Source organism: Myxococcales bacterium (assembly GCA_016699535.1).
Taxonomy (GTDB): Bacteria; Myxococcota_A; Polyangia; order Polyangiales.
Window position 1 is genome coordinate 2,988,258 of the sequence record CP064980.1, and the last position, 18,308, is coordinate 3,006,565.

Here is an 18,308-nt window from a genome sequence, read left to right on the forward strand (position 1 = left end):
TGCCTGCGTCGATACGGGCCTGATTCGCACTTGGCAATTGCAAATCACGGGCGGGGTGAACCCGGGTCGCTTGAACGGTGCGAAAATGGTCTATCACGCCGCAAGGGGTACGCTAATCATGTACGGCGGCGTTGATGAGTACGGTGACGACCAGGCCGACATGTATGAATACGATGGTTCTAGTTGGTCAACCCTTTGCAACGGATGCGCGCCCGGTACACGTTATGGACACGGCTTTGCTTATGATAGCGTAAGAGACGTGGTCGTACTGTTTGGCGGTGTAACAGGCGCCAATTCCGAGTCCAATGAATTGTGGGAATGGGATGGCAGCAGTTGGACGCAAGTTTCTCCGCTGGGCTCAGTGCCTGCTGTGCGACAGGGTGTGTCCATGACCTATGATAGCAGCCGGTCGCGAGTGGTCATTTTTGGTGGATACGACTCACCCGCCACATACTACAATGACACTTACGAATACGACGGGCTGAGCTGGTACGGCCCCTTTACGCCTGCGACCCGTCCCCCTGTTAGGTATGACGATTCCGCCCAATTGGCTTTCGTAAATAATGATGCTCAAGATCCAGCACTTCGCAACCGTGTCATTCTCTATGGTGGCCTAAACTCGAGCAGCTTTTATGATGATATGTGGAGCTGGGATGGTAGCAGTTGGCTGGAGTTTGGCTCAAATGACGGCACGGGCACGAAACGTTACGCAAGTGCCGTTGTCTACGACGGAGGCTCAGGACGCCTGCTTGTGATCGGAGGCTACGATGGCAGCGAACTCTCTGGTACCTATCAATATGACACCGTATGGTCGTTGGCCTCGCTTCTGCCTGACCAAGAAGACACCCAAGCCGCTGCTTACCATCCAGTGTGGAATGTCATTGTTAAATACGGTGGCAACAGTCCAAACTGCTTAGGCTTTGGATCGCCCCCTTACTACAAGAATTGCGACACTACCTACCACTATGCTCCGTAGGATAAGACCTTCAAAAAGGCAAAGACCCCTTAGAAAACATCGCTTGCCACGTCGCATGGGAATACCCCCTGCACTGTGGCCTCATCACTGTTTTTGTAGTTCTCGCAAGCGCTACCCTTGAGTTTGATATGGCGATCATCGCTGGCTTCCCAGCCATTCGCACCCCCGCACTCAAGCGCGCTCGGATTCCCGTTATCCAAAGTCAGACTCACCGTGCCTGTGCAAACTCGTGCCATGTCGGCAATGCGGCCTTGCAACTCAAAAGTGCAATCACGCTCGCCGCGAACGATTTGTTCAATCGAGCTGCGAAGAGTAGCTGCATCAGCCGGACGATAGAAGGGTACGTTGCTTCCTCCATTATTAACATCCACGCCGGCGCCCGCGTTGGCAATGTCCTGCATGTGAGCATCGCCAACCTCATTGCCAATGGCTACCGCATAAGTTTTGATACCGGCATTAAATGAAGCGGTGACTTGTTCGATGCTAAACGTTTTAGCTGCTTCTGTTTGTGGGTTGAGTTGCGCACAATAGTCTGGCTCACCGTCCGTTGCCAGGATAAAGAAAGTCGGTCCATCGTTGGCCGGTGGATTGGCTTGCAGGTATTCACGAAGGTATTTAATCGCATCGCCGGTTGGGGTATCGGATGCCGCGTTTGCCGTAGCGTAAAGATTATAGATGGTATTGTAAGCCTGCAACGTAGGAGCAATGGGTGCTTTGAGGCTCTCATCGTCCAGCTGGGCATTGTGTGGGTTGTTGATGGTCGGGCAAGGATCCGAGCTAAAACCAGTATACATCGCAAAACCAAAACTAACTTTGTCTTGCAAATCGAACAACAGGCCACTGTTTTGCGTGGCGCCGATCAGCATCTGTCGCAATGCATCCCAACGGGTGACGCCGGGCGAAAACTCGTTGTTTGCCATGCTGGAGGATTGATCCACGATGACCATGATATTGGGGATTATCGGATCGACACTAAGAGTCACATCCGCGCAGATGTTGCCATCGCCCAGGCCGCCATCACCCGTATCCGCATCCGTGCTTGGAACGCAGCGACCGTCAGTCGTGCACATATTGCCCGTTTTACATCCAATATTGCGCGTAACGCTACACTGTATCGAACACACACCGCTCACGGTGTCACAAAAATAGCCTTCAGCACACGCGTTGGGATCCAAGGAGCAAGGTGCGCCGCAACCGCCTTCTTTCGCACTTTTATCACACAGCTTGCTGCCAGAACCGCAAGCCAAACCAAGCAAAGCTAAAACTAAGCTAAATCCAAAAGACTTCATGGCATTATTGTACCACGTTTGATGCGTGATGCACGGCGTAGCATGGAAACGCAAACGTTATAATACCAAGAAATTCCACTGCCTTGGCGCTTAGTAAACGTTTTTCACACCGCCCCTAAAACCGACCCAAAACGGAGGAGCAACAAAAGCAGGTGACGTGTCTTCGCAAAGAGGCTATGACAGGGCCCATGCAGGATTGGGACGATCATTTTCACGACGAGTGCGGTGTCTTTGGGGTGTTTTCCTCAAAAGAGGCGTCTAATCTCGCTTACTTGGGTCTTCACGCACTTCAACATCGCGGCCAAGAAAGCTCGGGGATTTGTTCCAGTGACGGCGAGCAACTCTTTTTGCATCGCGCACTCGGTCTCGTTCAGGACGGCTTTTCAGAAAGCACCCTTGAACGGCTGCCAGGGGATCGCGCCATCGGGCACGTGCGTTATTCCACCGCAGGCGGCAATCACATCAAGAACGCTCAACCCATTGCCGTGGACTATGCACATGGCTCGATCGCACTCGCGCACAACGGAAACCTCACCAATGCCGAAGTCCTTCGAGAGCAACTTGAAAACGACGGCTCGATTTTTCGCTCGAACAGCGACACCGAAGTTATCGTTCATTTGATCGCGCGCTCCAAAGCCAAGAGCACTGTTGACCGCGTAGTGGACGCGCTATCGCAAGTGCAAGGTGCTTATTCAATGGTCGTGCTAACACCGGATGAACTGATTGCCGCACGCGATCCGCGTGGCTTTCGTCCCTTGTGTCTTGGAAAACTCGATAGCGCCTATGTTCTGGCTTCAGAACCACCCGCCTTTCACTTGATTGCTGCTCACTACATCCGCGATGTTGAGGCTGGGGAGGTCTTCGTTCTCGATCAAACCGGTCTCAACAGCATCAAACCCTTCCCTAAGCAAAGCTCGCATATGTGTATCTTCGAGCATATATACTTCGCGCGTCCCGATTCCACACTGAGCGGCCTGAGCGTCTATGAAACGCGGCAAAAGCTCGGAGCCGCTTTGGCAAAAGATTGCCCCGTAGATGCCGATGTGGTGATCCCTGTACCCGACAGTGGCGTTGCTGCAGCCCTTGGCTTTGCCAAGGAGGCCAAGCTACCCTTCGACCTTGGCCTTTTACGCAGTCACTATGTAGGAAGAACCTTCATTGAGCCGCAGCAGTCCATTCGGCATTTCGGAGTGCGTCTAAAACTGAGTCCTGTGCGTGCATCACTGCAAGGCAAACATGTAGTCGTCGTGGACGATTCTATTGTGCGCGGCACAACCAGCAGAAAAATTGTTAAAATGATTCGGGAGGCCGGCGCAAAGTCGGTGCATTTACGCATCAGCTCGCCACCTACACGCTGGCCTTGTTACTACGGCATTGACACGCCTTCGCGTGATGAGCTCATCGCTTCGCAACTGACCGCCACAGAGATTGCAACTTACGTCACCGCAGATTCTTTGGGCTACTTGAGCATCAATGCACTTCATAAAGCCGTTGGCAAAGATGGTTTTTGTGACGCTTGTTTTAGCGGCGAGTACCCCGTCAAACTTGATAAACCTGAACTCTACCACAAACGCCAGCTAAAACTGGTCGGCGTCTAGGCGAGATCAGCGCTCTAAGGGATGTCCCTAAAACTCAGGCTTATCGCTGTGTGTACCGAACACTTCACGTAGCACATCGCAAAGCTCTTGTTCACTGCAGTAAACTTTAGCCGCGGCAACCAACGACGGCATGAGATTTTGATCGTGCTTCGCAGCTTGCCTTACAGCCTGAAGAGCCGTTTCAACACTTTTCGCATCGCGCTGCGCTTTGATTCTTGCTAAGGAATCATGTTGTTCTTTCACAGCATCCTCATCTATTTTCAGCGTAGGAATCTTGTCGCGTTCCTGGCTTCTAAAAGCATTCACTCCGACGATCACTTTACCTTTGCTCTCAATTTCCTTTTGACGCTTGTAGGCGCTGCGTGAGATTTCTTTTTGTGGATAGCCATCTTCCACGGCGCTAACCATGCCGCCCATGGCATCGATCTTATCGATGTACTCCCATGCCTGTTTTTCAAGCTCGTTTGTAAGCCATTCAAGATAGTAACTTCCTGCGAGTGGATCGATGGTGTTGGCTACACCACTCTCGTAAGCCACAATTTGCTGGGTGCGCAACGCAACGGTAACCGACTCGCGAGTTGGCAAGGCGTAGGTTTCATCAAAAGCATTGGTATGAAGTGATTGCACGCCGCCTAAGGCGCCAGCGAGAGCCTGAATGGCAACGCGCGCAACATTGTTAAAAGGCTGCTGTGCAGTCAAGGAAACGCCAGCTGTTTGCGCATGAGTACGCAACATCATCGATCGGTCTTTTTTCGCGCCAAAGCGCTCCTTCATAATCGTGGCCCACATGCGCCGCGCGGCACGAAACTTTGCAATCTCTTCCAGAAAATCGTTGTGCACATCAAAGAAAAAACTAAGCCGTGGGGCAAAAGCATCCACATCAAGTCCTCGCTCAAGGGCCCATGTCACATAGGCAATCCCGTCGGCTAAAGTAAAAGCAAGCTCTTGGACTGCAGTCGAGCCCGCCTCGCGAATGTGATAACCACTGATGCTAACGGGATGAAAGCGGGGCAACTCGCTTGTGCAAAACTCGATGGTGTCCGTCACGATACGCATCGCGGGTTTAGGCGGAACCACCCACGCGTGCTGCGCCATAAACTCTTTGAGGCAGTCATTTTGAATGGTGCCGCCAATTTTCTCTCTCGGAATGCCGCGTTTATCCGAAAGCGCCACGTAAAAAGCTAAGAGGACTGCCGCAGGACCGTTGATGGTCATCGATGTCGTTACTTGATCAAGAGGAATCTGATCAAAAAGCATGTCCATATCGGCAAGCGTGTCCACTGCCACGCCGCAACGGCCGACCTCACCGAGAGAGCGCGGTGAATCACTGTCGTAACCCATCAAGGTTGGGAAATCGAAAGCCGTGCTGAGTCCTGTTTGGCCTTGCTCTAGCAAGTACTTAAAACGCTCATTGGTCTGTTTCGCCGTACCGAAACCGGCAAACATACGCATGGTCCAGAGTTTTCCGCGGTGCATGGTGGGATACACACCACGCGTAAAGGGATACTCTCCTGGAAATCCAAGCGACTGCAGGTAATCAAACTCAGCATTGTCGAGCGGAGTGGCTAAGTCCGGAACAGCAATGCCGCTTTGCGTATCAAAACTTTCTTGACGAAGCGCTGAATGCTTTATGGCTGAGCTGACTTGATCCTGAGCCCAACGCTTGCGTTCTTTTCGAAGCGCCTCAAGCATAGCGGTACTAAAACCATGTTCGCCACCTTCCGAAGTGTAATCATCGTCGCCCACCTGCACCTCGCTCTAGTTCAATTGTGATCGTCTTGTTCGTGCAATGGAATGACCTCGCCACGTAGCATTTGCAGAATACCTTGTGCTTCCGTGGCAACTTCGGCCTCAGGTCCTGTGCTTAAAAAACGCTCAAGGTAGTCAAGCGCTTGATTGCGGTCGCCCCGAGCAAAATAAATCATACCCATTAAATGCAGCGCATCGGCATCGTCTTTTTGCAAATGCAAAATCTGCTTACCCACCTTGATAGCCTCATCGTGCCTTCCCAGCATCCGCAAACAATGCCCAAGGCCCAACATAGCGCCAAGGTAATTAGCTTTAAGCTCAATGGCACGCAAATAATGCTTCATCGCCGGCATAAACTCGCCTTGCTCAAAATACACCGCACCAAGATAGTTCTGCGCATATTCATTTTCAGGGTCGTCGTCAGCAACTCGCTGCAATTCAGCAAGTGCTGCTTCCAGCTCCCCTTCTCGTAAAAGCTCAGCCCCTTCTTGCACCGCATCCCAGCGCTCTTCGTACTCATCGCTCATAGTCTGCAGTATATCAGTTCTGTTTGAGCTGGGGTTCAAAGTCGAGTGAGCAAAGACCTCTGGGGCAGAGTAACAAAATTGTTCAATAATATCAACAGAAAACACTTAGATCTCCATTGACCTGCTTCGCCAACAAGAACATGCATCGCTAGGGTTACAGAGGCGTATCGTTTTGGAAACACACTCGACATCATCCAGCAGCCAAGCCTTCGTTCATAAGCGAGAAGGAATGTGTTGACGCGTCCATGACGACGACTATCAGGGCTACTACATTGATTGTTATCCCGACGGCAAAGTCGCAGGGATTCAGCCACGTAAAGATGGCAAAATCGACGGTGTCGGGATTCGTTGGAAAAGCGATGGTTCTTTTAACTACGCTACCAAGTATGAAAACGATAAACGTATTGATCGCTTGACCGAGACCGCCGAGTACGAAAAAGCACCCGAAGGCTTGTGCGCTCCGAAGGTGTGCGACCCAACAGCAACCGGCCTATAATTCTTGTACGACTTGGCGCTGCAGCCCGATAGCTCTGCGCGCGCAAGCGTGCTCAAGCTATCGGGCTGCACGCTTAATAAGACTGCAAGCGTATTGGACCGACATTGTGGCCTAAGAAGCCGCTCGCCAAAGATTCAACAAACTTCATCGCGGGTCCAATTCGACAACAGTTCGGTTAAGTGGCTAAAAGCAAAGTCCGAGCACGCTTTCCGCGCGCAGGGCTTTGCTTTTAGCGCACCCTATCGTTCACTGTGTTTATTAATTCTAGTGCCGCTCTGCAGCAAGTTCCCATTTTTCGGGAGAACGCCACAGCCCAGAGGTGATTAGCTGACGGATCCAAATGAATTCCTTCGGCAGCTTATCATAACACTTCATAAAGAGATCTTCGTGCGAGCTAATTTCCTGTTTCCAAGCCTCGCGATCAATGGTCATGATTTGGCTTCTGCTGCGAGAAATCCAAACCGTTCCAATCGATGGCTTTGTACTCGGGGACCCAACCAATGGGGGATTCAACCGCGTAGGATTCACCATGAACGCGCTCGATAACCCACTTTAGCACCCGCATGTTGTCTCCAAAGCCAGGCCAAAGGAATTTGCCATTCTCATCTTTGGCAAACCAGTTGACGCCGAAAATACGAGGCGGATTGGGAAGCTTGCGCCCAAAGTTGAGCCAGTGGTTGAAGTAGTCACCCACGTGATAGCCCATGAATGGAAGCATGGCGAACGGATCACGTCGGACAACGCCTTGCTGACCAAAGGCTGCAGCCGTGGTCTCCGAGCCCATGGTTGCTGCCATGTACACACCAAAGTTCCAGTTAAAGGACTGGTAAACAAGTGGTACTGTACTGGCACGACGTCCACCAAAGATAAGCGCACTGATGGGCACGCCTTCTGGGTTTTCCCATTCTGGATCAATCGATGGGCATTGCGCGGCCGGAGCTGTAAAGCGAGCATTCGGATGCGCCGCTGGCTTTCCAGAAGACTTATCGTAAGGCTTGCCTGTCCAGTCGGTAAGGCCTTCGGGCATCTCACCGTCCATGCCTTCCCACCACACATCGCCATCTGGAGTAAGCGCACAGTTCGTGAAGATACTGTTTCTCGGATGGTTTCATGGCGTTGGGATTGGAGGTAGTTGGTGCCTGGAGCTACGCCAAAGTATCCGGCCTCTGGATTGATGGCACGCAGCTGCCCTTCGGCATCCGGCCTGGGCCACGCAATGTCATCACCAACCGTGGTCACTTTGAAGTCACCCATTTCTTTGGGCGGAATCAACATCGCAAAATTGGTTTTACCGCAAGCCGATGGGAAAGCAGCAGCAACATAAGTCTTACGGCCACTGGGCTCTTGTGCGCCGAGGATCAACATAAAGCCTGCAAGCCAACCTTGTTCACGCGCCATCGTCGAGGCACGCGCAACGCAAAACACTTTACCAGCAAAGCGTTACCGCCGTAACCCGAACCATAGGAAATGATGCTTTTCTCTTCTGGGAAATGGCAAATGTATTTGGTGTTTGGGTTACAAGGCCATTTGGCGTCTTTTTGTCCAGGTTCAAGTGGAGATCCTACCGAATGCAGCGCTCTTACAAACTCGCCATCACCAAGTGAATCAACCACGGCTTTACCCATACGGGTCATGATGCGCATGTTGACCACGACGTATGCAGAGTCCGTAATTTCAACACCGATGTGTGAAATGGGTGAACCAATGGGTCCCATGCTGAAAGGAATCACATACATGGTTCGGCCGCGCATACAGCCCTCGAGCAAACCATTCAGTGTTTTTTTCATTTGCTTTGGCTCGACCCAGTTGTTGGTCGGTCCAGCGTCTTCTTTGCGAATGCTGTTGATATAGGTGCGGTCTTCAACACGCGCGACATCCGAAGGATCGGAAAAAGCAAGGTAGCTATTGGGTCGTTTTTTATCGCTAAGGCGAATAAAGGTTCCGGCTTCGACCAGTTCGGCACACAATCTGTCGTACTCTTCTTGAGAGCCGTCGGCCCAATACACTTTATCCGGTTTAGTCAGATCCGCTGTCTCTTTTACCCAACGGATCAACTCTTTATTCTTGACATAAGATGGTGTCTCCATCGCTATCCCCTCTCTCTCTCTTTAGCAGGTCAAGTTCCTTGACCTTGATACGTCCAACTTCCATTCTGAAATATCTTGAATTGTTCTGACGGCGACGGAGTAAATGTCTTGCACGAAATCGTTTAATCGAAGGCAAGTGCCTCAGTCGCTACGCTTGACATACCCCACAACGAGATAAGGTTCAAAGTTAAATGAGTAGCTTTTTGTAAAAAAAGAAAGGCAAAGTGGACCAAGCAAGTCCTGAACAAAAACGCTCATTAATACAATCGTTTTTACAAAGACCAAAGCGCTAAAAGACACGAGCTTTAGCTGAGTAAACTTCGCCCTATGACAATACGTTGGATCTCGCTGCTGCCTTCGTAGATTTGCGTCGCCCGAACGTCACGCAAATGACGCTCAACCGGGTATTCACGCGTGTAACCGTAACCACCGTGTATTTGCAGTGCACGGTTGCAGATGCGCCACGCGGCTTCCGAAGCATAGAGCTTAGCCATGGAAGCCGCTTGGCTATAATCGATGCCTTGTTCTTTGCGCGCCGCTGCATGGTTAACAAGCAATTCCATGGCATCGAGTTCTGTTTGACAATCCGCAAGCATCCATTGAACAGCCTGAAAATTCGCAATGGCTTGACTAAATTGCTCGCGCTCCTTTGCGTAGGCCTTGGCTTCATCGAAAGCCGCTCGCGCTATGCCTAAACACTGTGAAGCGATGCTAATGCGTCCTCCGTTGAGTGCATGCATGGCAATTTTAAAACCCTGTCCCTCTTGTCCGAGCAAAGCATCCAAAGGAAGCTCGCATCCGTCCAACTCGAGTGGCAAGGTATCGGATGCCCGCAAACCCATTTTATCTTCCGGCTTACCCAAGCTAAGCCCAGGTGTGCCGGCTGGCAGCAAAAAACAACTAAGGCCTTTGTTCCCCTGCTCGGAAGTGCGCGCCCACAGCACAAAGACCCCGGCTGAAGCTGCATTGCTGATCCATTGCTTGCTACCTGAAATGAGCCATCTGTCATGATGTTTTTGGGCCGTGCTAAGCATGGCAGCAGGATCACTTCCCGCGCTGGCTTCGCTCAGGGCAAAAGCTGCAGTGCGATAGTGACCACTACCAAACGATGGCAAGTGTTGCTCTCTTTGCACTTCGCTACCAAAATATTGAATGACCTCGGCCACCATGTTGGTAACCGCCATCATGACTGCTGTTGATGCACATCCGTAGGCTATCTCACGCAACGCCAGGCTAAAGGCCAGCGCTCCAGCATCAGTGCCTCCGTAGGTCTCTTTTACGCCCATGCTCATCAAGCCCAGTTCAGCCATCTGAGCCAGGATCTCTTTTGGCACCTGCTTTTGTGCTTCAAATCGAGCAGCGTTTGGAGCAAGCTGGTTCTTTGAAAATTGGCGAGCGCTTCCTTGAATCAAACGCTGAGTATCGGTGAGAGAATTCCATTTTGGCCATTTTTTTGCTAAAACATGCCAAACTTGGCATATTTAGCCATTTTTCTGCCATACTTGGCGCTATACCTTTAACGCGTGCATCGCGATGACAAGTCGCATGATTTCACTTGTCCCTTCATAGATCTCGGTAATGCGTGCATCACGGTAGTGTCGCTCCACATCGTATTCGGTGGAATAACCGTAGCCACCATGTATTTGAATCGCTTTGTGCGTCACCCAGGTCGCCATCTCCGAAGCGAAGAGTTTGGCAACGGCGGACTCGGAACTGTGTCGAGCCCCTCGATCCTCAAGCCAAGCTGCTTTGAGAATCAGTAGTCTTGCGGCTTCGATTTGAGTTGCCATATCCGCAAGCATAAATTGAATCGCTTGCTTCTTTGCGATCACTTCGCCAAAGGCCTTGCGTTCTTTGGCATAGGCCAGCGCTTTTTCAAAAGCAGCACGCGCAATACCCAAGGCCTGAGCGGCAATGCCAATGCGTCCACCATCAAGGGTCTTCATGGCTATCTTAAAGCCCTGCCCTTCGGCTCCCAACTGACAGCTCATCGGTACTTTGCAGTTTTCAAAAAACACCGTGCAGGAATGAGCCGCGTGAATGCCGAGTTTATGATCGGGTTTTTCCCGGCGAAAGCCCGGCGTATCTTTAGGAACAATGAAAGCGGTCGTGCCTTTCGCCCCAAGGCTCCTGTCGGTTGCGGCAAACAGAACAATCAAATCTGCATGGGGTCCATTGGTGATCCAATTTTTAGAACCATTGATAATCCAATGCTCTGCGGATTTTTCGGCCACGGTTTCCATGTGGCTTGCATCCGAGCCGCTCGCAGGCTCGGTCAATCCAAAACAGCCGAGAATCTTGCCTGCCGCCATCGGCGTAAGAAACTCTTTTTTCTGCTCTTCGCTACCGAAATGCAGTATGGGCGCACACGCGAGTGAATTGTTTACCGACATGATCACTCCAACCGATGCGCATGCCGCGCTGATTTCCTCGATGGCTAGCGCATAGGCGACATGGTCAAAGCCTGCTCCACCGTAGTTTTCCGGTACAGCAACGCCCATCAAGCCAAGCTCTGCCATGGACTTGAGGATGTCGGCCGGCCAACGAGACTGTGCGTCAAGCTCACGAGCTTGTGGAGCAACTTCACGTTGCGCAAAATCACGAGCCGTTTTTTGGACCAACAGCTGCTCTTCACTAAGCGAGGTATCCATTGCACCTAAGATACCGGCTTAGCCCCTAGTTGAGCAACCATTAAGGTCTAGGCGATCAACCTATTCCCCGATGGCGCGGCGGGCGCGAGCAGCGTACTCGCCGTCGGGGTCTGCTTTCAAATAGTTTTCATAGGCTTCTTTGGCTTGGGCGGCCGAACCCTTGGAAAGTGCTTCTCCGAGCCAAAAATAACTTTCAGGGGGCGCTTGATCGAATGAGACAGCTTTCTTGAGCGCAAAAACCGCGTCCTCCTGCTTGCCTGCGCCCATGCTCAAATACACCTCGCCTCGGAGCAACCATAGTTCAGCAACAACCGTTTCCGGTTGAGCTCGCTTTTTCAAAGCCTCGCCTGCTTGTTCGGCAACGCGCAGAGCGTTGTCCTTACGACCTGCCCGGAACTCGACTTTTGCTCGACCCAACAACGCGGTGGGACTATCGGGGTCTTTTTTCAGCGCCGCTTCATAGGCCGAACCGGCTCGCCCCAGCCATCCCGCAAGGTAGAGCAAGTCGCCGTAGACAACCAAAAGCTCCGCACTTGCCTCAGGCAGCTCCGCAATCGAACTGATTTCTTTTAGTCCTTCGCGAGCCTGCCCTTTGGCCAGAAAGAGCTGTGCCAGAGCAATGCGAGCCTCTGTGGTATTTCGCTTTTCAGGAGCCAAGGCATCGACAATTTGTTGCGCCTCATCGAATCGCTTCAAACCGATGCACACTTTGATGTAGTCCAGCTGCTCACCGAAACCAAGGTCTTCTACCGACGCGTTGCCGGAGCGTTTCAGATGGAACTTGAAAAAAAATACCAGCGTCCTTCCAACGACCTTGGCTGGTCAGCAAATCAGCAAGTTCGGTGCGCGCAGGCTTGTAGTCTGGCAGAAGCCCCAAAGCATGTCTGAGCGCAGAATCGGCATCGTTGATCTTGCCCTCCATCCGCAAATAACGTGCGCGCAAATAGTGTGTCTCGACTTCGTCGCGTGCGACTTGCATCAATGTGGAGATACCTTTTCTGGCTGCACCTGGGCTTTTAGCAGCCAGCGCAATTTCAACAAGTGCTACAGCAACTTCACGGCTTTCCGGATGATGGATGATTAAGCGTCCAGCTTCGTTAATAAGCTCATCTGGCGCTTGGCCAAGTGCTAAGGCCACGCGCAGCTTCATAGCATCAAGCTCGGCTTGCTCGTCCTGGTCCTGGCTTTTGTGCTCGGCCAAAGCCAGTTGCACCGAGCTAAGTTCATTTTGTAGTTTAGCAAGCAATGCGGCATGTGCCCGCAAACGCAAACCTTCTAGGTCTTGTAGATTGAGCTGTTTAATCCGGGCTAAGGCGCCAGTTGTTTCACCAAGCTGCACTTGCACTTCGATCATGCGTCGCTCTAAGGAGAGGTTTTTGGGGGCGAGTTTCAGCGCACTTTGCATTGCTCGTTTGGCTTGATCAAGCACACCCATGCGCTGTGCCCACTTGGCGAGCAAGGAAAGCAAAAGCGGATCGTTCAGCTCAATGTTTGATGCACTATCAATTGCGGAGAGTGCTTTTTCTCGCTCATTTGCCATGGAAAAAGCGCGTACTCGGATAAGATCCGCTAAAAAACGATCCGTTGCAGCCGCACGAGCAAGTTCTTCTTTTTGTTTCTTCAACAGGGCAAGCAGCGCGGAGGGCTCAGCGCCTTTGGTTTTTAGTAAGGTCGCCCACAACTGCGCTCGCAAATGATCTGGATAAAGAGCGAGCACACTATTAGCAATCTTTTCCGCAGCCACCACGGTATTGCGACTTAGTAAAATATGAACGCGAGCAAGTCGTGCCGCAGCAAGGTTGGAAGCGCCAGCCAAGGCTAACTTCAAGTGCTGATCCGCATCCTCTTGTCCAAACCGCTGCTCCAGTCGAGCAACAATATACATCAAAGCAGGATCATTCTCGACGTAGGGTCTGACACGCTTAAGTGCGCTTAGCGAACGCTCACTTTGAGATGACAGGGCCTGGATAACCGCAAGCGCGGCATAACGATAAGGCTTTACGGCTTCTTTTTTGGGTACACGATTTAGCGTCTTGGCAATCGTGTCGCTTGAGTATTGCCCTTCTTCGAGCGCACGTTGCATTTGCACAAAAAGCAGTAGATTTGCTGCTGCCGCGGATTGGTGGTCGTTTCGTGTCGCAGAAAGCAGCTGCGCCTCGGCCTTAACCAATGATTGCGTATCTCCAGCGAGCGCTAAATGCCTTGCCGAGCCAACAAGTGCTTTAGCTTTTTCTCTATTCTCCTGCATGAGGTAGTGCCAAGCAAACACACCCGCCATGACAAGCAAGACAGTTAAAAGCATCCACGTGAAGGATGTTACTCTGCGATTTTTCCGCTCATCTGAAACACTGCTCCCCAATGAGCCGAGCGATGAGGGCATGTTAGGAGCTTTTGGCGCAAACAGCGCATCGGAGGAAATGTCGTGACTGCGTCCCGGAGATATTGCAGGGGACTTTTTCCCCCTTTCGATCGCTTGCACTAGCGGTATGGCGCTACGCTCCATGGCTTGGCCATCCGACCAGTTTGAAAATTGTTGTCTGTGCTCTGATGCGGCTTGCGGCTCACCCTCTTGCCAAGTCGCCCACGGATCTGCAGGAGGCTGAGATTCTGACAGGACCTGCGTTTGCTGCTGCTCACCGTCATTGCTGTCTGGAGCAAAAGAGGACGGTGGCGGCTTCAGATTGAGCGATCCGGAAACAGCACTCTCAATACCTTCGAAAAGCGCAGTTTCCTGTACGTCATCGAACTCAGAATCCGATAAATGACTGTCCCCGACACTCATTCCTTGCTCGTTAAAGAGGTCCTTTTCGGGTGCATCCGAAGCGGGCGGCGCAACAACCCTCTCGGATGCCACACGTGTCAAGGCATCAGCAAAACTCTCTTCGTGGGAGCCTTTTTCCAATTTCACCCGAGGTCGCGTGCTCGGTCGTTTGTGCATCGGCTCCGGACGTTGGCTGTCTAACACCTCGCCAACAAGGCGCCCCAACATAAAGGATGTTTCCGTTGGCTCTTCGGCATCGAAATCATCGTCCCGGTTCATTTTTCCGCCAGGCGTTATGCCGGGTAAACTTTTAATAGTGCCAAAGCCGGAATCAGCCCTGCGTCGACTCTGCGAAAGCTTATCCTTTAAAGCAAAGGTGGGTTCATCTTCATCCCACTTATCCTTTGCAACATCTGGATCCCAAGCACGGGTCGGCTCATCGATCTCGAAGCCCTGTGTACTATCCCGCGGCGCCTCAATCGCCGGCTTTGTTTTCTCTTGTGCGATTTTTTTGATGCGAGGTGGCGGTGGCGGTGGAGGTGCTGCCGTGCTCTTCGTTATGGGTTTGATGGCCTTAACGTCGTTATCTGCAAGTGCGACCACCGAAGCATCATCCGAACGGCTCGGCAACGATGTTGCAACAAGCGGCTGCTCTGCTAACGCTTCAGATTCGGGATCAGGCGGTGCGTTAATGCTGTCAGCGATTTTCGAAAGCCGACTAGCACGATCATGCAAGCGTTTTATCTCGACGTCACGGTCATCGATCATCAGCGCCCGATCGAGTACACGAATAGCGCGCTCTGGATCGCCACGCTTGAGCAAAAGCGCGCCAAGCCAACGAAACATATCTTTGTTCTTCGGATAGCGACGTGCAGCAGCCACTAGCCAAGCCATAGTTTCTTCTTGATCGCCACAAGACGCGTAGGACTCAGCAAGCAGTCCCAACAATTGAGTTTGACCATGGCCTTCGACTAGTTCTCGCAGCACTGTAACAGCATCACGATAGCGCTGAGCTTTAAAAAGATCGCGCGCCAACGATTCGCCTCCCTCCAATCGACCTCCACGAAAACGTAGAAGACGGGAATCAAGAAGCTGCGAATTCTGTCTTGATTTGCTCTGAGCACTGTCGGGCATCGTTGCGAGAAAGGTAGCCCAGTTTTTGAAGGAAAAGCTAGCGGAAACGGGCAATTCCTCAGCGCGTTTTCCTTTTGCCTTGATTGAGAAGCGTGGCCGCGATTCAGACTATCCCGTGACGGGACGATCAACTCACAGCGTGAGTGCGAGCCCGGTAAGCGATGTCACGCCGAAACTGCTTTCCCTCAAAATCTATTTTAGCAATTGCGTCGTAAGCGCGCTTTGCAGCTTCGTCAATCGACTCGCCGGAAGCGCTCACAGCAAGCACGCGTCCTGCGGCCGTCACAAATTCAGCGTTGTTTTTGCCCGTGCCTGCATGAAACACCTTGATTTGCGGACTATCCTCTGCGGCTTGAAGACCCGAAATCGTTCGACCTTTGGTGTAGACGCGCGGATAACCCTCCGAAGCTAAAACCACGGATAATGCCGCCGGCGCTCCCCAGACGAGCTTCTGTTCACTTAAGCCCTGCTCGGGCACGGCTCGAAGCAGGTGATAGAGATCGCTTTTTAGGCGCATCATAAGAACTTCTGTTTCCGGATCGCCAAAACGCACATTGTATTCCAACACTTGAGGCTGGCCTTCCACGATCATAAGACCTACAAACAGCACCCCCACAAATGGGGCGCCCTCTTTGCGCATGCCTTCTAAGGTTGGAGCAATGACTTGCTTTAGTATTTGTTCTTCAAGCGCAGCGTCCACGATTGGGGGGGGCGAGTAAGCTCCCATGCCCCCGGTGTTTGGCCCATTGTCCCCATCGAGCAGAGTCTTGTGATCTTGAGCCGCTGCCAACGGCACAAAGCTCTTTCCATCGCTTAAAACGTGAAAACTGACTTCTTGCCCGTCGAGCTTCTCTTCAATTACGATTCGGTCACCAGCCTGCTCAAAACGTCGAGCCAGCATAATCTCTTGGACGGCTTCTTTGGCAGCGCTGAGCGTCGAGGCGACATACACGCCTTTGCCAGCCGCCAAGCCATCGGCCTTGACCACGACGGGGCCTTCATTGCGCGAATCCAAATACGCTATAGCAGCTTGAGGATCATCAAACGACTGAAAGGCGGCCGTTGGAATGCCATGACGTCTCATAAATTCCTTTGAATAAACTTTAGACCCCTCAAGTTGCGCTGCTGCCCGACTTGGGCCTACCACAGCGATGTGATGCGCACTAAAGACATCGGCGATGCCTTGCACCAAAGGCGCTTCAGGACCCACAACGACCAAGTTGACTTTCTCTTCTTTGGCAAAGTTCACTAGCGACGCATGATCGTCGATATTCATCTCGACGGTACGCGCAAGCTCAGCAATACCAGCGTTACCCGGCACACAGATGACCTCAGCGACATGAGATGATTGAGACAAGCGCCAAACCAAAGCGTGTTCACGAGCACCTGATCCCAATACCAATACTTTTGCTTTGCTTGTCATATGGCCTGTTGCTTAGTGACGAAAATGCCTGACGCCCGTCATAAGCATGGCGATGCCTGCTGCATCGGCAGCCGCGATCACGTCATTGTCTTTCTTTGAGCCACCGGGCTGAACGATAGCGGATATGCCTGCTGCGGCAGCCTTTTCGACACCGTCTGGGAAGGGGAAAAAGGCATCTGAGGCGAGCACACTGCCCTTGGCTTCATGGCCAGCTTTATCTGCTGCAAGTTCAACGCTGATAACACGCGACATTTGCCCTGCTCCAACGCCTACGGTGCGCAAGATCGGCTCGGCTTTGGCAAGCACGATGGCGTTGGACTTGACGTGTTTGCAAACACGCCATGCAAAATCAAGCGCTTGCTTTTCGCTGTCCGTGGCTTGACGCTTCGTTGCACACTTCCCTTGCAACGCTTCGGCTATACCGCTTCGGTCGCGCTCCTGAACCACCAATCCGCCCCCGATGCGTTTGTATTGCAGGGCTTCATGATCCGAGCCGAGCCAGCTGCCGGTGGCTAACAAACGCAAGTTGGCTTTTTTATGCAAAAGCTCAAGAGCCGCCTCATCGAAGTCAGGTGCAACGACACATTCTAAGAAGGTCTCTGTGAGCATAGCAGCGGTTTTTGCATCCACGCGACGGTTGAGCGCCACGATGCCGCCAAACGCGCTCAGAGCGTCCGCTTCACGTGAAGCGCGGTACGCCTGCTCTAAGGTTTCGGCCTCAGCCACGCCACAAGGATTGGTATGCTTAACCACCACCGCTGCCGGCCGTTCGAACTCACGAACCGCATCTAGCGCAGCTTCAACATCGACAAAGTTATTAAAGGAAAGCTCTTTACCACCAGCGCCCACGGATTTAGCACGAGCAAGGGAGCCTGCAGGCGCGGAACTCTCGGCATAGAATGCCGCTTTTTGATGTGGGTTTTCACCGTAGCGCAAATCGTAACCCTTCTGGAAGCTGAGCTCGAGCCGCTCCGGGAAACCTTGAGCCGAATCGCTTTGCCTGCTCGCAAAATAACTTGCGATATGTCCATCGTAGGCCGCGGTGTGAGCAAAAGCTTTGGCGGCAAGCGCCTCTCTCTTTTCATCGGAGAGCTGACCTTTTTGCTTAATTTCCGCGGAAATACTGCTGTAGTCTGCTGGATCGACCACGACAACAACTCTTGCGTAGTTTTTGGCTGCGCTGCGAAGCATTGAAGGTCCGCCGATATCAATATTCTCGACAATTTCAGCGTGCGCCGCGCCGCGCTGTACCGTGTTTTGGAAGGGATAGAGATTGACCACCACTAAATCGATAGCCTTGCCGCCAAGTGATGCAAGCTCTTTGCGATCGGCATCCGTGTCGCGCATAAGAATCGCACCGTGCACACGTGGATGCAGGGTTTTAACGCGGCCGTCCATGACCTCAGGCGATTCGGTGTATTGGGAGACCTCGATCACCGAGACACCGGCCTCTTTGAGTGCTTTGGCTGTGCCTCCCGTGGACAGGATTTCAACACCCAACTTGCTTAGATCCTGCGCAAATTCCACAATACCCGTCTTATCGGATACCGAAACCAATGCTCTTTTCACGTCTGCCATCTTGCCCACCACCTTGCCGAGAAACCGGAGCTCCCCGTC

The 18,308-nt window shown here is 52.2% G+C and carries 11 protein-coding genes and 1 pseudogene; 2 read left to right on the forward strand and 10 right to left on the reverse strand.

Annotated elements, in window-relative coordinates; translation table 11 throughout:
* Nucleotides 1-160: 160 nt before the first annotated feature.
* A complete protein-coding gene (locus IPJ88_14200) occupies nt 161-976 on the forward strand; it encodes a hypothetical protein (GenBank protein QQR92045.1) in 816 nt (271 codons plus the stop codon).
* A 29-nt stretch (nt 977-1,005) separates the two neighbouring features.
* On the opposite strand, the gene IPJ88_14205 is transcribed toward IPJ88_14200, so the two are convergent.
* A complete protein-coding gene (locus IPJ88_14205) occupies nt 1,006-2,265 on the reverse strand; it encodes a VWA domain-containing protein (GenBank protein QQR89344.1) in 1,260 nt (419 codons plus the stop codon).
* A gap of 188 nt (nt 2,266-2,453) precedes the next feature.
* On the opposite strand from IPJ88_14205, the gene IPJ88_14210 reads away from it, so the two are divergent.
* The gene (locus IPJ88_14210) at nt 2,454-3,863 is read left to right on the forward strand and encodes an amidophosphoribosyltransferase (protein QQR89345.1); all 1,410 of its coding nucleotides are present in this window, start codon (nt 2,454-2,456) and stop codon (nt 3,861-3,863) included.
* A gap of 27 nt (nt 3,864-3,890) precedes the next feature.
* Here IPJ88_14210 and IPJ88_14215 read toward each other — a convergent pair whose 3' ends face one another.
* The 9 genes and pseudogenes from IPJ88_14215 to purH all read right to left on the reverse strand — a co-directional run bounded on the left by IPJ88_14215 (nt 3,891) and on the right by purH (nt 18,269).
* On the reverse strand, nt 3,891-5,555 hold the full coding sequence (locus IPJ88_14215) for a methylmalonyl-CoA mutase family protein (protein ID QQR92046.1): 1,665 nt from the start codon (nt 5,553-5,555) through the stop codon (nt 3,891-3,893).
* A gap of 71 nt (nt 5,556-5,626) precedes the next feature.
* Complete coding sequence (locus IPJ88_14220) at nt 5,627-6,139, reverse strand: tetratricopeptide repeat protein (GenBank protein QQR89346.1); 513 nt, start codon at nt 6,137-6,139, stop codon at nt 5,627-5,629.
* 760 nt (nt 6,140-6,899) lie between these two features.
* A pseudogene (locus IPJ88_14225) lies at nt 6,900-8,722 on the reverse strand (phosphoenolpyruvate carboxykinase (GTP)).
* Between the two features lie 305 nt (nt 8,723-9,027).
* The gene (locus IPJ88_14230; protein ID QQR92047.1) at nt 9,028-10,203 is read right to left on the reverse strand and encodes an acyl-CoA dehydrogenase family protein; all 1,176 of its coding nucleotides are present in this window, start codon (nt 10,201-10,203) and stop codon (nt 9,028-9,030) included.
* Between the two features lie 27 nt (nt 10,204-10,230).
* Entirely contained in the window at nt 10,231-11,373 is a 1,143-nt protein-coding gene (locus IPJ88_14235) for an acyl-CoA dehydrogenase (GenBank protein ID QQR89347.1), read from the reverse strand.
* 60 nt (nt 11,374-11,433) lie between these two features.
* On the reverse strand, nt 11,434-12,069 hold the full coding sequence (locus tag IPJ88_14240; protein ID QQR89348.1) for a tetratricopeptide repeat protein: 636 nt from the start codon (nt 12,067-12,069) through the stop codon (nt 11,434-11,436).
* Nucleotides 12,070-12,100: 31 nt separating this feature from the next.
* Complete coding sequence (locus tag IPJ88_14245; GenBank protein ID QQR89349.1) at nt 12,101-15,169, reverse strand: hypothetical protein; 3,069 nt, start codon at nt 15,167-15,169, stop codon at nt 12,101-12,103.
* Between the two features lie 226 nt (nt 15,170-15,395).
* Complete coding sequence (gene purD / locus IPJ88_14250) at nt 15,396-16,691, reverse strand: phosphoribosylamine--glycine ligase (protein ID QQR89350.1); 1,296 nt, start codon at nt 16,689-16,691, stop codon at nt 15,396-15,398.
* A gap of 12 nt (nt 16,692-16,703) precedes the next feature.
* Nucleotides 16,704-18,269 (reverse strand): bifunctional phosphoribosylaminoimidazolecarboxamide formyltransferase/IMP cyclohydrolase, encoded by a 1,566-nt coding sequence (gene purH, locus IPJ88_14255; protein QQR89351.1) that lies wholly within the window; start codon nt 18,267-18,269, stop codon nt 16,704-16,706.
* Nucleotides 18,270-18,308: the final 39 nt, after the last annotated feature.